Consider the following 15,347-nt stretch of genomic DNA (forward strand, 5'->3'; position numbering starts at 1 on the left):
TAGTTCATAATAAAACAATTGAACAGAACAACTACTTCATCATTAAAGTTTAGCTTTTTATTTTTTCAAGCTGATCACAGCTGTGGTTCCTACCTCAGGAATGCTGTTATAGCGTATCGTACCCTCATGCAATTCAAGGATTTTTTTTACCAAAGACAATCCCAAGCCATTGCCAGCCATCTGACGGCTTGTGTCTCCTTGATAAAATTTTTCAAAAATGCGATTTTGAGTTTCTTCGTTCATCCCTACACCTGAATCCGTTACTTCCAATAAAATATCTGTAGCATTTTGAGTCAAACGAATTTCGATCTTGCCATCAGGTTGATTATACTTGATCGCATTATCCATGATATTCAACCACACCTGGTATAAAAATTCTTCGTTTCCCTCATAAAAGACCGTATCCAAATCGATATGCAACTTCAACCCTTCCCATTTAGGTTGCAAAAACACGATGACTTCTCGTATTTGTTCATCTAAACGAAATTTATGCTTTTCGATTTTGACACTTTGGTTTTCTAACTTATTTAGTTTCAAGATATTTTCAGTCAACTGTGAGAGCTGAGTAATATTTTCAATCAATCGTTGCAAAAACACTTGCTTCTCTTCTTCTGGAATATCTGGTGCTTGTAACAATTGGACATAGCCTTGGATCGTCGCTAGTGGTGTTTTAAACTCGTGTGAAACACTCGAAACAAAATCATTTCTTAGCGTTTCGATGCTATTGAGTTCTTGGACCATCACGTTGAAATCTTTATATAACTGTTGGACTTCTGCGACTTTGGGAGGTTCCTCCATTCGAATAGAAAAATCACCTGTAGCTACTTTACTCATATTTTTACGTAGTTCACTGATTGGCTTCAAGATCCTATGACCGACAAAGCCAGAGATTACCGTGCCGACGATCATGCTAAAAAAAGCAAAAACGAATAACGGATAGAGTGTTGGTCGTTCAGATGGCGTAACGTTTTGATGAGAAAGCAAAAAAATAAAGCCTAAGAAGCACAGTAGAGTCACTAATATTGAAACAAACACAATGCTAGCAAAGTAGATCCACAGTTGAGAGTATAATTTCTTTTTCATCTTTTGACCTCCGCTTTATACCCGAGTCCTCTAACGGTGATGAGCTGAAAATCTTCACTTGCTTCAAAACGTGTCCTTAATCGTTTGATATGTACATCGATCGTTCGTTCTTCTGTATTTGTATCCAACCCCCAAATATCGTCCATCAATTGTTGTCTCGTAAAAATCTTATTCGGATAAGCTAACAGTTTGTAAAGCAAAAGAAATTCTTTCTGGGGTAGCACACTGACCTTTTCATTTTGTCTTACTTCATACGTTTCCTGATCTAAGGTAGTATTTCCAATATTCAATTGATTACTATGATTGATTTTTGCTCGCCTTAATAACGCTTCCACACGTAAAACCATTTCATTGACATCTACGGGTTTCGTCATGTAATCATCCGTTCCTAACTGGAAACCGCGTTTTTTATCTTCAAAATCGGCTTTAGCCGTGATCATCAGCACAGGAAGCTCTATTTTTCCATCTCGTAAACTTTCCAACAATTCATAACCATCCATCTCAGGCATCATGATATCGGTAATAATCAATTCTACATGAAAATTTTCCAATCGTGCTAGTGCTTCTGTTCCACTACTAGCTGTGACTACCGAAAAACCAGCATGTTCTAATACTGAACGATAAAGCAATTGTAAATTTTCATCATCTTCTACTACTAATATACGGTTCATTTTATTCCCTCGATTTTTTGAAAAATTTCTTGTTTCTTTCTGATTGTTCATATTGAGTTAACATTCATTGATTATACTGCGTTTATTGTTCTGATATACTTTTAAGTATACCGAATATTCTAATAAGAAAGAAGGACGAATATGCTACAACTTAAAGATATAAAGAAATATTATAAAGTTGGCGAAACAACGACTAAAGCATTAGATGGCGTATCTGTTGCCTTTAGAAAAAAAGAATTTGTTGCCATTCTTGGTCCAAGTGGTTCAGGAAAAACAACGATGTTGAATGTCATCGGTGGCTTAGACAACTATGATTCCGGAGATATGGTGATCAACGGAAAGTCCACAAAAGACTTTAAAGATAGCGATTGGGATGCTTACCGAAACAATTCGATTGGTTTTATTTTTCAAAGTTATAACTTGATTGGACATTTAGGAATCATCGAAAATGTTGAATTAGGGATGACACTTAGCGGTGTGGCAAAAGAAGAAAAACGCCAAAAGGCTGAGGAAGCCTTACGCCGTGTCGGTTTAACGGATCATATGCACAAAAAACCAAACCAATTATCTGGCGGACAAATGCAACGGGTCGCAATTGCTCGTGCTTTAGCCAACGATCCAGATATCCTCTTATGCGATGAACCAACTGGAGCTCTAGATACCGAAACAAGTATCCAAATCATGGAATTGATCCAAGAACTATCTAATGAGAAGCTAGTAATCATGGTTACCCATAACCCTGATCTTGCTCATCAATATGCAGATCGAATCATTGAATTTTCAGATGGTAAAATCTTGGCAGATTCACATCCTCATATCGAACGGCCAAAAGATGATCAATTCAATTTACGTCGGACAAAAATGAGTTTCTGGACAGCCTTGAAACTTTCATTTAATAATATCCGCACGAAAAAGGGGCGAACATTTTTGACGTCCTTTGCTTCAAGTATTGGGATCATCGGGATTGCAATCGTCTTGGCATTATCTTCAGGCTTCCAAAAACAAATTGATAAAACACAGTCTGAAACGATGGCAAAATTCCCGATCACTATCTCCAAAGTGACAACTAATCGTTCAACAGATTCTGCTTCATTGGGTACTAGTAAAGCGGATTATCCAAATACAAAGCAGGTAACTGCTAAAATCAGTGATGAAGATAAAGCACAGCACACCAATAAAATCGACCAATCTTATGTAGATTATGTCAAAGATATCGATCCTAATTTAAGTAATAATATTGGCTTTACTCGTGCTACTGGTATCAATATGCTTCGCCAAGTTGATGGTAAAGTGCAACCAGTAAGTTTCTCTAACCAAAACCCTGAAAACGAATCATTATCAAGCACGATGTCTGCTATGACGGGTGTCGGTGTTTCCAGTTTTCCAACACAGTTAGACAATCAAAAAGAAAACTTTTTAAAAGCGAACTATTCACTGCTTTCAGGCAGTTATCCTGCTTCTGCAAATGACGTGGTCTTAATCGTAGATGGTAACAACAATACAAATATCAATGCTTTGAAAAACCTAGGATTTGACGTAAAAGACGGTCAAAAACTAGACTTTGATCGCATTGTTGGGACAACTTTCAAAGTGATCAACAACAATGATTACTACACGAAATTACCTACTGGCAACTTTATTCCAAATACTGATTACGATACGATGTATGCTAATTCAACGAGTGAAGTAAAGATTGCAGGGATTTTACGAGTAAAATCTTCTTCAACAATGAATCTTCTTTCCCCTGGAATCGCATATAGTGATCAATTAACGACACAAATCGTTAACGAAAATAAAGATTCTGAGATTGTAAAAGCGCAAAAAGATAGTGATACGAATGTGATGTCCAACGAAAAAGTGGATGAAACAGCTAAACAATCACTGATCAGCTATTTAGGCGGTGACAGCATTCCAACTAGCATCATGATCTATCCAAATAACTTTGGTGACAAAGAAAAAATCCTTGATTACTTAGATGCTTACAACAAAGGAAAAGCAGAAGAAGATAAAATCATTTACTCTGACTTAGCAGGAACAATGACTGAATTGACTGGTGGTTTGATGGATGCCATCACTTATGTATTGGTTGCTTTTGCTGGTATCTCACTAGTGACAAGTATGATCATGATCAGTATTATCACGTATACTTCAGTCATCGAACGTACCAAAGAAATCGGGGTGTTAAAAGCATTAGGGGCTCGTAAAAAAGATATCACTCGTGTCTTTGATGCAGAAACTTGTATCTTAGGAATCTCTTCGGGCTTATTAGGTGTTTTGATTGCTTGGTTAGCAACGTTCCCAATCAATCATTTACTCTATCAAATGACTGATCTAAAAAATGTGGCTCAACTGAACCCACTCCATGCACTGATCCTCGTGATCGTCTCTACGATCTTAACGATGTTAGGTGGACACATCCCAGCAAGAATGGCTGCTAAAAAAGATGCAGCGATTGCTCTGCGTGCAGAATAAACGATTGATATTGTTTGAAGAGGGGGGACTTGTGCCTCTCTCTTTTTTCTACTATCTACTAATTTAAGATTTTGTTTTCTTCTATTTTAATTCTTTTAAAAAAAATAATTTTCTTATTATTTCAATCAACATCTTTCTCTTATTAATTACAAAAAATGGGCTGCTAATTAATTATTCCAAAAGTGAAGTTGTTTCTTGTTTAATTTTTTGGAATCACTTCTACAGAAACGATATCACCGATGTCTTTCTCAATTTTTTTACGAATATCTTTACGTATCCCTAAGATGTAGCAAATTGTTCCATCTTCGTTTTTCACCCCCATATTCACAATACTTCCCTCATATGCTACTCCATCAAATGTCGCTTGAACTTTGACTCGGCCTACACCAAACTCTTCTCTGAGATCATAAGGAAAAATGATATATGCGCCACCCTTTCCTATTTCAGAAGCATAAATTTTTGACTGGAAAGAATATTTTTTTTGCATTTCCCCACCCCTTTTTTGTTCAGTATAACAAAAAAAAGGACCCTCCACAGCTGATCGTTCAACTGTAGGGAGGAGCCCTTTTTGAAATTAACTGATTCTTGCACTTACTTGATTAGCTGACTATTTATTTGCTTTGACTTCTTCAACTAATTTCGTTAATGCTTGTTGTTGGAATTGCGTTGCTAATTCTTTTGACAATGTTGCTTGTTCTTCTGGCGTCATGGCTGGATTTTCAGTCATAGCTTTCATCAGACCTTCTTGTACAAAAGCCTTTGCGTCGCTTTCCATCGTACTTTGTTGTTCTTTTACTCGTTGCGCTAATGTTTTTGCTTGATCCGTACTTAATTCGATCCAATCAGCTGGAATTTTAAAGGTGTTCACACGACTGGCATACTCGTGGTTATTGTCCGCTAGATTGAACCAGAATTTATACATATCATTTTTATAGACCCAATAAGTTGTTTTTGCTACTTTTTGCGCTTGACCAGTCGTACGTTCTACTTTATTGGTTTCATTATCAGTACCGGTAGCTTTTGGTTTCTTTTGGTCTTCATTCGTACGGTAAAGGTAGACTTTTTCAGTCCCGTCACCTAACGCTTGATATAAAAGCATATTTGCACTATCTGAATCAGCACTTGATACGATGTTAGTGGTTTTCGTTTCAGTTACTTTTTCCATACCAAAATGGTTGGATAAATTAGCCACGATCAACCCTAAGGATGCCACAAAGACTAACCCAAAAAGTAATGATACAACTGTTTGCCAAGCTTTTTTTGCAAAGATATTCATTAGGGCAAAAGCCACTAAACTAATGATCAATACGAAAATAATCATGCTTTATCCCCCGCTTTCGCTAGAACAGGTTCTTTTCTCTTCAATAAGAAGGCAATCACAAAACCAATCACACCAAAGACGATCGCCACAAAGAATGCTGCGTGGTAACCAGATAGTGTCGCATTGATCGCTTGGTCTTTATAAGTTAAAGGCGTGCTTTCTAAGACTGATTTTGCAGGTAGATTATCTTTTGTTACATTGGTCAATACACTGATCAAAATAGCTGTCCCAATCGAACTAGCAATTTGTCGGAAGGTATTGTTTACTGCAGTCCCATGACTGATCAGTTTGTTTGGTAAAGCATTCATACCAGATGTTGTTACTGGCATCATAACCATAGAGATCCCAAACATCCGAATCGCATAAAGAACAACAATATATAAAACAGGCGTTGTTTTTGTTAAGAAAGCAAATGGTGCTGTTGCAGCGGTTAGCACGAACATCCCGACAATCGCTAAACGTTTTGCACCGTGTTTATCAAAGATCGCACCTGTAATCGGCATCATCGCCCCCATAATCAAGGCACCGGGTAGTAACATCAAGCCAGAATGAAAAGCTGATTCACCACGGATATTTTGGATATATAGAGGAACAACCATTTCAGCACCGACCATCGCCATATTCGTCACACCAGCTAAAACTGCTGCAATCGTAAAGGTTGATGATTTAAATACACGCAGTTCCAAGAATGGATTTTCCAAACGAAGTTGGCGCCATGCAAATAAGGCAATAAATATTACCCCTACGATCAAGAAGCCGATCACTTTCGCACTGCCCCATCCAGCATCACCGACACTTGAAAAGCCATAAAGCAAACTACCAAATCCAATTGTTGAAAGGATAGCAGATAGAATATCGATACTTGGATTTGATAACGGAATAACGCTTCGCATCAAGAAAAAGGCTAAGACCAAAACTAAGACGACAATTGGTAAGACCATACCAAATAGATCACGCCAATGATAGTTATCAATAATATAACCTGATAATGTTGGTCCTAAAGCTGGAGCCAATCCAATAACGATCCCTGACATCCCCATGGCAGATCCTCTTTTTTCTGGTGGGAAAATCGATAACATAATATTTTGTAATAAAGGCATTGAAACACCCACACCACAGGCTTGGATCAAACGTCCAATCAATAAAGTACTAAAGTTAGGGGCAACAAAACAGGTAATTGTTCCGATTAAAAAGACTGACATTGCTGATAAATATAAACTTCTTGAACTAAATTTATTGATCAGCCAAGCAGTAATCGGGATCATGATTCCGTTAACCAATAAGAACCCTGTTGTTAGCCATTGAACACTTGATGCAGAGATATCAAAATCTTTCATCAGCGTAGGAAAAGCTGTAGTTAATAAGGTTTGATTTAATACCGTACAAAAGGTACCAATCAATAAAACGACAACTAATAGTGTCCGATTATATGGTTTGCCGTAAATATCTACGGGTTGATTTTTATTCATATTTCTCCTTCTTTCTGAATTCTTTCTGAAACCACTTGAATACTTTAGTCCTATTTCGTTCATTTGTCAACCTACTTGACACATAAGTTATCCCAAGTATAATTAAGGAAAGTTAGACAACAAAAGGAGGGACAAAAATGGTAGGAGCATCCCTGAAACGTTTATTAGAAAATGATCATTTACTGGTAGGAATCAGTGAACTAAGTGAAATTGTCGGTGTGTCTCCACGTCAGTTACGATATTGGGAACAAAAAGAATTCATTCGTTCCGTTTCTACTGGTGTGAATTGTCCTCGAAAATATCAATTACCTACTGTTATCAAGGTTGAGATTATCAAAAAATATTTAGATGAAGGCTATACGTTGAACAAATCAGCTGAAAAAGCCGAAGAACGTCTAAAAAAAATGAAGCATGTCCGCAAAGTTTTTTCCAAAGCAATCAAAGAAATCGAATTGATTGATGAAAGATATACTGTTTTATTGATCGGTGATTTCAAAGAGACAACTGAAGACTCAAAACTTTATATCATCCACGATGAAGCAACAGACGAACTCACGTATAAAATTGTCCCCGTAAGCGAAAAAATTGATTTCGAACAATTATTGAAAAATCTTTAAGTAATGAAAAATAAAATGTAGTCAATTATCCCAATTTCTCATGTGTTTTACCAAAACAGTTTAAGAAATTGACGATAATCGACTACATTTTTTGCTTCTTTTCTATCTTTTTCAGTTTGCTACTATCAATAAAATAAAAAATAAAATTTATTTTCTATTCTCTATTCCATTTATTATTTCTGTCTTTTTTGCTCTTCTAATACGCTCGTCAACCAATTCGCATATTCTGTTTCTCGATTGATCGCATGGGATAAAATCAAATAGTGCCCATAATTTTCTTCTTGTTCTTTTCTTGTTGGAAATATCCTCTCTTGGCGTGCCAATAGATGCGCTCGCTTTTCTTCATGGAGATCCCGTTGCTGCTCAATGATCTCTCTCAACATCGGATCATTCACATCTTTCACAAAATATAATTTCAACACAAACTCATCTCGATTGACTGGTAATTCATTCGTTGGCGTCCGAATCCATTCGTTTAACAATGCCTTTCCTTCATCCGTTAATTGATAGACTTTCTTCTCCAATTTCATCCCTGTAATTTCAACTTCATGTTTGATGATCCCTCGTTCTTCCATTCTTGCTAATTCAGGATAAATTTGACTATGCTTCGCTTGCCAAAACTCACCGATTTCATTTTTGAACGATTGGTTTAATTCATAGCCTGTCATCTTTTTTTTACTCAACAATCCTAACAAAATATAGCGTAGCGTATTTTTTCTCGCCATGCTCTCTCCTCCTTGACAAATCCTTTTATTCATTCTATCATAATCACGTAATCAAAAACATGTACTTTATTACATGTTTTAATTTAAAAGGAGCTGTTGATTCATGAAAGAATTTAAAGAACTAGAAGATTTTATCGGTACACACTTTATTTATACGTACGATAATGGTTGGGAATATGAATGGTATGCTAAAAATGACCATACTGTCGACTATCGAATTCACGGCGGAATGGTCAAAGGCCGTTGGGTCAAAGATCAAGAAGCAGATATCGTTAAGTTAACAGATGGCGTCTTCAAAATTACTTGGACTGAACCAACTGGTACTGACGTGGCCTTGGATTTCATGCCCAATGAAAAAAAATTACATGGAACGATTTTCTTTCCTAAATGGGTTGAAGAACATCCTGAGATCACAGTTACTTTCCAAAATGAACATATAGCTGAGATGGAAGCAGCACATGAAAAATATGAAACTTATCCAAAATTGTTAGTACCAGAGTTCGCTAACATTACTTATATGGGCGATGCTGGTCTCAATAATGAAGATGTCATTAGTGAAGCTCCTTATGAAGGAATGCCTAGTGATATCCGAGAAGGTCGTTATTTTGATAAAAACTATAAACGGATAAAATAAGAATCATTCGTAGATTTGACTATTAGTCTTATACGAATAGGGAAAAACAACCATAGCATCTTATACTATGGCTGTTTTTTTAATTAACTATTGATCTAAATAAAGCGAGCAACAAAGGATGTATTTTGAAAATTTCCTGTAATAATGATAATTTTTTTCATATTTTTTCGAATTTCTTGCCACTCTTTTAGGTAAGCTTTATGATTAAATAAGTTACACTATCAAAAAAGGAGTATGACAATTGAAAAAATATGTTCCGTATTTGACAATTTTACTATTTGCATTCTTATTTGTTATGCCAAATATCCTAACACATGACCTTATCATTGGAGCAGATGCACCATTTCATTATAACCGTTTTTACGATGCCGCTGAACAATTCGCTAATTGGGATTTCCATTATTTCCCTTCCATGTATGGATTTCAGCAAAGCGGGCGTATCGTCAATGCGATCTATGGTCCGTTGTTTGCTTATTTTCAAGGCTTGATCGTTTTAGTTTCAGGCAGTTGGTTCCACTATCAAATCTTATCAAACTTTATTCTCTTTGTGATTTCTGGTTGGTCGATGTTGACACTATTGAATTATGTACAGGTGAAAAAATGGGTCAGCATACCAATCTCGGTATTATTTATGACGACTTATTCCATTCAATATTGGGCAATCAATCAGGGCTTTACCAGTTGGGGCACCTGTTTTTATCCCTTATGCATGATTCCATTAGTGGACTTTGTTGTTCATAAAAAATTTCCTGTCTTGAAAGTTACCTTTTCAATTGCACTGATGACTCAGATCCACTTACTGTCCACCGTTATGTTGGTACTGATGTATATCCCTTTTTATCTTTATTATTTCTTTACTCAGACAGAAAAAGGCAAAGCAATCGGGCAACTGATCAAATCTGTCCTCTTTTATTTTGTACTAACAGCAAATATTTGGGCAGGATTAGCTATCGTCTATGGTGGAAATAAGATTTTGCCACCTTTTGTCAACCGAGAAATGAGCCAAAAAGCAATCAATCTGGATGGCAGCTATTGGCTAGCGTATCCCAAGATTTTCCCAATTTTTTTATTGATCGGACTGATACTGTATCTTCTTTTCCGCCGTCACTACGACATTTTTACAAAGTTACTTTTACGCACAAGTCTTGGATTCTTCCTACTTTCAACCAGTTTGATCCCTTGGACAACACTAGTGGAAAAAGAGGTACCTTTCGTAAGCTTGATCCAGTTTCCTTTTCGTTTCTTTGTCCCATTTACCTTGCTCTTTCTACTCTTTTTAGCGCTTGCGCTAAATCAATGGGAAAAGAAAAATTGGTATCGTGCGTTGAGTGTCCTATTTCTCTTTGTCGCTTCTGCACAAACGATCCAAAACCTCTATCAGCATCTGGATAAATGGCAAGACGAAACATTTGTCAGCCGTCACACGTATCTCTTTGATACACCAGCAGAGGCAAGAAAAACATTTTATGACCATGATATGTCTACTAGTTTATTCGTTTTTCAAAAGACAACACCCGATTATCTACCAATCTATCATGAAACTAAAGCAAATAAATATGATCGCTATAATGAAGAAATCTTGGAAGGAGAAACCACGTTCATTAAATCTCATCCTGGAGGACGTTTAACGATCAAATGGAAAAACACTGGGGAAGAAACTGTCCATTTACCAGTCATTGTCTATGACCGCACAGTGTTACTGCAACACGGCAAAAAATTGACAGATTATCAATTAACAGATATCGGTACTCCTATCGTCAAACAGCACAATGGAATCAATGAGATCACTCTCTATTATAATTTACCAATTTTCTTTTACTTTGTGATGGCATTCTTCCTGATTGGTTGGTTCGTTTTGATCGGACTCTTTGTCAAAAATCGTTACCAGGTTGGGAGGATAACTAAAAAATAAGGGACTTGCTTCTGTGGATCAAAAAGAGAATATCTCAACACGGAAGCTGTCTCTTTTTTATACCTTTTTATAAAATAGCAAACAAATCGTCAAATATAGTAGTCCTAATAAACGAATCGTGTTAGTAGCTACTTTTTTTTCTAAACATAAGAAAAAATATTTATTTACTCTCTTCTTTTATAAACTATACTAGAATACAGAAAAGAAGGAGTGATACATATGCCTCAAACAACGAATCGACAATTGACTTTGAAAAAAAAAAATCGGACATGCTTTTGTTCATCAATCTACGAATACTACCCTTAATACTGAGTCTCACCTTGAAATGATACTTAAAGATCTACCTGAGGATTCGCTATCAATTAAAGAATCAACTAATGAACAGCTGTATGAGCTGCCAAATAGTAAGACTGAGCCGCTATATGTAACTGTAATTGGTGATCGATCACCTACGCCCATTTCAAATGTTCGGTCAACGAGTGAATCAACTTGTATTAATGACCAAGATTATTCTAAAAGAAATACCATTTTAGACATTTTAAAAAAAAACTGCAAACTCTCCTGAAGAGGTAAAAGAGCTGACAAGTATCATAGAGCAGTTAATTAATGAACTGCCACATCGTGAGCCTAGCGGTGAAGATCTGCAACCTCATGAGCCTAAAATCAAAGATTCCCTCGTTGTACTTTTGAATCTTTTAGATAACTTGCCAATTCTAACCGATTCCGATAAAGATCGATTTATAGACCATTTTGATATTTTACATGAGGAAGTACTACATAGTACCAATTTACAAAAAAATACACCGGTAACTAAAGAGTCCAACTCCTTGAAAAAAGTTCGAGACCTCATTTCTGCCCCGCGGAAAAAAAGTCCAGCCGAGTTAAAAAAACAATGCAGAGGCCAAAGAAACAGAGAATTTTATTGCCTTCCTCCTTGGTGCTTCCCATCGCACTAACAGTCATTTCATTATCTAATCAAATTTCTGCACGTAGCTGAAGCTGTTGCAATCAAAAAGACCCATGGAAAGAAAGGATTTATCCATTTTTCTTTCCACGGGTCTTTTTGATCATTTTTATTGAATGGGGCTGACCGTTATCTCTACTCCATAATGGTCACTTACAATGATTTCTTGTTTTCCATCAAAAATACTACGATAAGAAGGAACTGAGAATTCCTGTGGTACATAGATATAATCGATTCGTAACTGCTCCGTATTTGTTTCCCATCCATCGATTTTCTGTTCAATGGTTGCCTGACCATGAATTTCTTGGGCAACAGTATAGGAATCGACAATCGCAAGAGGGCTTTTTTCAACCAAGCGATAGCCTGCCTCTCCTGCTGGATTGTTAAAATCTCCCATTAAAAACAGTGGATTTGAGAGATTAGCTAAGTGTTCCATCAAGCGATGCCATTCAAAAGCAAAGCCCTTCGTTTCATCTATCCACCAAGAAAAATGACAGCTTGCTAGAGTGATTGTTTGGTCATCGATCATCGTCTGACTGATCAAAATTTTCCGAGTGTGGTAATCCTCTTTTTGCTTTGTTTCAGAAACATAGATTGCTTCACTGGTTAGCGGTGTCTTAGAAAGCAGCGCGTTCCCCTCTTCATAAATCCCATAACCGACATGACTCATTTCCCAACTCCAATAATAGTCTTTCCCTTGTTTGGCTAAGTAGCGCACCAAGCAATAAGCAAAATTATCGACATGGACCGGTGTTTGTTCTATGACGGGACAAAATTTATTTAATTCTTCATTCATAACACTTTCGGAAGTGATTAATTGATTGACTTCTTGTAAAGTAATTACATCATAATTTGCTTGACAGATTTTATCTACGATCTGGCGCATCTTTTCTTCCGGTGATTCTTCTAACCAGCTATGTGTATTCAAAGTCATCATCTTCATCTTCAATTCTCCTTATTTGTTAAAAATCACTTATTTTTCTCTCCAGATAGGATAGCCATGGATTATTAGCTGTGATTGTTTACCTGCTTGCAAACATTTAAAAATAAGTCTGAGAACTCAAAAACGAAGTATAGCGTTTTCGTGTTTTCAGACTTATTTGAGAAACAGAAAAACTGACTATCGGAAACCAAATAAGGAATTAAAATTGGTACTGGTCATCTTACTCATTATTGTTGTGTGTCTTTTATAATGATCACAGTTTTATTTCGCCAATTACTGTTCCTAATTCCGTTGGTCCTAAATGTTTGAGAATCATTTCATTGACTTTCCCATCCGTAAATACCACCATAATCGTTATATCTTTTCCTTCATTTTTGATTTCGATTAGATTCATTTGTGCCAGTTTTGCTCCTGCTTCAACGGTTTGACCTTCTGTTACCAGGATTTCAAAAGCTGGTTGATCCATTTGGACTGTGTCGATTCCCATATGGATTAGTACTTCTGCACCTTCTTCTGTTTCCATTCCAATAGCATGTTTGGTTGGAAAAATACTAACTACTTTCCCAGTAATAGGTGCCACAACTTCACCAGTCGTTGGAATAACAGCAAAGCCATCCCCCATCATTTTCTTTGAAAAAACAGGATCATTGACTGTTGCCAAGTCTATCACTTCACCAGCTGCTACAGTCTGCAACTCTTTTCGTATACCTAACGTTTGGTTATTAACTGTGTCTTTTTCAACGACCACTTCTTCTACTGGAGCTGGGATAGGCGCCCCCGATTGAAGCAAATCTTCGATATCCGATTTTAATACATCGGCTTTTGGACCATAGACAGCTTGTACACCATTATCTTTGACGATTAGCCCCATAGCGCCTGCACGTTTCCATTCTTCTTCTGAACCTACTTTCTCACGATCAGTTACACTCACACGTAAACGTGTCATACACGCATCTACATCTTTGATATTATCTTTCCCGCCTAATAAGTGAATGATTTTGATGATTTGTGGGTCTGACGTGCCAGCTTGAACTGTCGTTTGTTCTCCATTCCCACTGCTATCGTTACTGTCACTATCATAATTACCATTACGCCCTGGTGTAGCAAAATTGAATTTTTTGATCATGAAGTTTGCCACAAAGTACGTAACAACTCCAAACAAAATGACGCAAATGACGAAGTTAAGCAAATCGCCACCAAGTCCAGCTTTCATCGCTAGAGGAGTTCTAGTTAACAATTCGATGTTTCCAAAGGAATGAACACGTAACGGTAATAAATCTGCCATTGCAAATGCTGCCCCTTGGATCACAGAATAAACAATATAAAGTGGAACTGCAGCAAACATAAACATAAATTCTAATGGTTCAGTAACCCCTGTTAGAAAAACAGCTAATGCAGCTGAGAAATACATGGAACGATAGCGCGCTTTTTTATCAAGATCAACATTTCGATACATGGCTAAAGCTAACCCCATCAAAATACCAGAAGAACCAATCATTTGCCCCACTTTAAAACGAGCTGGTGTCCAGTTGTTCAACACAAATTCATACTGTGACAAATCCCCCGCACCTTTTAAATTGACCAAATCAGTAGCCCAAGCTAACCATAAAGGATCTTGCCCAAAGACTTGCGTTCCTGCTTGTGCACCAGATAAGATTTCATACGTGCCCCCTAATTGCGTATAATTGATCGGAATCGTCAACATATGATGCAAACCAAAAGGTAACAATAATCTTTCTAAGGTACCATAAAGAAATGGCGCTAAAACCGGTGCACTTTCTTGTGACTGAGCGATCCAAAGACCAAAATTATTAATACCTGCTTGGACATTTGGCCAGACAACAGCCAATACTAAAGCTACAATCGTTGACCAAAGAATCACTACAAAAGGAACAAATCGTTTTCCATTAAAGAAAGATAACGCATCAGGTAATTTACGATAATTGTAATATTTATTATAGGCCATTGCACCAACAAAACCAGCAATAATCCCTACAAACACGCCCATATTCAACGCAGGCGCCTCTAATACACTAGTAAAAAATCCTTTGACCATGATCTTCGTGCCAAATAATGTATGGGTAAAGGCATCTTCATTTGCTAGCATCTCACTCGTCACTCCGAAAATCGCTCCCGTGATTCGGTTAATCAAAACAAATGAAATTCCTGCTGCAAAAGCACCACCCGCACGCTCTTTTGCCCAACTTCCACCTATTGCTAAAGCAAACAACAGATGTAAATTCCCGATGATCGCCCAACCAATATTTTCAATGACACCACCCGTTGTTACTAAAAAAGCTAAGTTAGGGTCAATCAACGGGATAGATTTCCCGATACTGATCATCAAACCCGCAGCTGGCATCACTGCCACAACAACCATTAAAGCTTTCCCAAATTTTTGCCAAAACTCAAAATTAAATAATTTCTTCATAACTCCTACTCTCCTTTATGCAATCGGTTTCGTTGTTAGTTATTATAGCCTTTGTTTCTTTTTTTGTAAATGCTTTATTTTTGATTTTATTCACTTTCTACCCAA

The 15,347-nt window shown here is 36.9% G+C and carries 12 protein-coding genes; 4 read left to right on the forward strand and 8 right to left on the reverse strand.

Annotation, left to right across the window (positions count from 1 at the left end):
* Positions 1-57 precede the first annotated feature (57 nt).
* A complete protein-coding gene (locus tag AB3H93_RS10580; RefSeq protein ID WP_010736934.1) occupies positions 58-1,083 on the reverse strand; it encodes a HAMP domain-containing sensor histidine kinase in 1,026 nt (341 codons plus the stop codon).
* Positions 1,080-1,754: a response regulator transcription factor gene (locus AB3H93_RS10585; protein WP_010720244.1), complete on the reverse strand. Its 675-nt coding sequence runs from the start codon at positions 1,752-1,754 to the stop codon at positions 1,080-1,082. The genes AB3H93_RS10580 and AB3H93_RS10585 overlap by 4 nt, the downstream gene beginning before the upstream one ends.
* A gap of 141 nt (positions 1,755-1,895) precedes the next feature.
* Here AB3H93_RS10585 and AB3H93_RS10590 point away from each other — a divergent pair, with 141 nt between their 5' ends.
* Positions 1,896-4,226, forward strand: coding sequence for an ATP-binding cassette domain-containing protein (locus AB3H93_RS10590; RefSeq protein ID WP_368020544.1), 2,331 nt, complete (start codon positions 1,896-1,898; stop codon positions 4,224-4,226).
* A gap of 199 nt (positions 4,227-4,425) precedes the next feature.
* Here AB3H93_RS10590 and AB3H93_RS10595 read toward each other — a convergent pair whose 3' ends face one another.
* The 3 genes from AB3H93_RS10595 to AB3H93_RS10605 form a co-directional block, all read right to left on the reverse strand.
* On the reverse strand, positions 4,426-4,713 hold the full coding sequence (locus tag AB3H93_RS10595; protein ID WP_034699260.1) for a DUF1905 domain-containing protein: 288 nt from the start codon (positions 4,711-4,713) through the stop codon (positions 4,426-4,428).
* Between the two features lie 120 nt (positions 4,714-4,833).
* Positions 4,834-5,547, reverse strand: coding sequence for a DUF4811 domain-containing protein (locus AB3H93_RS10600; protein ID WP_368020545.1), 714 nt, complete (start codon positions 5,545-5,547; stop codon positions 4,834-4,836).
* Entirely contained in the window at positions 5,544-7,016 is a 1,473-nt protein-coding gene (locus AB3H93_RS10605; protein WP_010736928.1) for an MDR family MFS transporter, read from the reverse strand. The genes AB3H93_RS10600 and AB3H93_RS10605 overlap by 4 nt, the downstream gene beginning before the upstream one ends.
* 137 nt (positions 7,017-7,153) lie before the next feature.
* Here AB3H93_RS10605 and AB3H93_RS10610 point away from each other — a divergent pair, with 137 nt between their 5' ends.
* On the forward strand, positions 7,154-7,633 hold the full coding sequence (locus AB3H93_RS10610) for a MerR family transcriptional regulator (protein WP_010720251.1): 480 nt from the start codon (positions 7,154-7,156) through the stop codon (positions 7,631-7,633).
* Positions 7,634-7,806: 173 nt separating this feature from the next.
* Here the strand turns inward: AB3H93_RS10610 and AB3H93_RS10615 are convergent, their stop codons facing one another.
* Positions 7,807-8,358: a PadR family transcriptional regulator gene (locus tag AB3H93_RS10615; protein WP_010720252.1), complete on the reverse strand. Its 552-nt coding sequence runs from the start codon at positions 8,356-8,358 to the stop codon at positions 7,807-7,809.
* Positions 8,359-8,461: 103 nt separating this feature from the next.
* Here AB3H93_RS10615 and AB3H93_RS10620 point away from each other — a divergent pair, with 103 nt between their 5' ends.
* Together AB3H93_RS10620 and AB3H93_RS10625 are read left to right on the forward strand one after the other, a co-directional pair.
* Positions 8,462-8,992 (forward strand): phenolic acid decarboxylase, encoded by a 531-nt coding sequence (locus AB3H93_RS10620; protein WP_368020546.1) that lies wholly within the window; start codon positions 8,462-8,464, stop codon positions 8,990-8,992.
* Between the two features lie 241 nt (positions 8,993-9,233).
* Positions 9,234-10,904: a hypothetical protein gene (locus AB3H93_RS10625; RefSeq protein WP_368020547.1), complete on the forward strand. Its 1,671-nt coding sequence runs from the start codon at positions 9,234-9,236 to the stop codon at positions 10,902-10,904.
* Between the two features lie 1,073 nt (positions 10,905-11,977).
* On the opposite strand, the gene AB3H93_RS10630 is transcribed toward AB3H93_RS10625, so the two are convergent.
* On the reverse strand, positions 11,978-12,811 hold the full coding sequence (locus AB3H93_RS10630) for an endonuclease/exonuclease/phosphatase family protein (RefSeq protein WP_368020548.1): 834 nt from the start codon (positions 12,809-12,811) through the stop codon (positions 11,978-11,980).
* Between the two features lie 253 nt (positions 12,812-13,064).
* The gene (locus AB3H93_RS10635) at positions 13,065-15,242 is read right to left on the reverse strand and encodes a PTS transporter subunit IIBC (protein ID WP_368020549.1); all 2,178 of its coding nucleotides are present in this window, start codon (positions 15,240-15,242) and stop codon (positions 13,065-13,067) included.
* Positions 15,243-15,347: the final 105 nt, after the last annotated feature.

The organism is Enterococcus sp. C74, from assembly GCF_040887125.1.
GTDB lineage: Bacteria > Bacillota > Bacilli > Lactobacillales > Enterococcaceae > Enterococcus_B > Enterococcus_B hirae.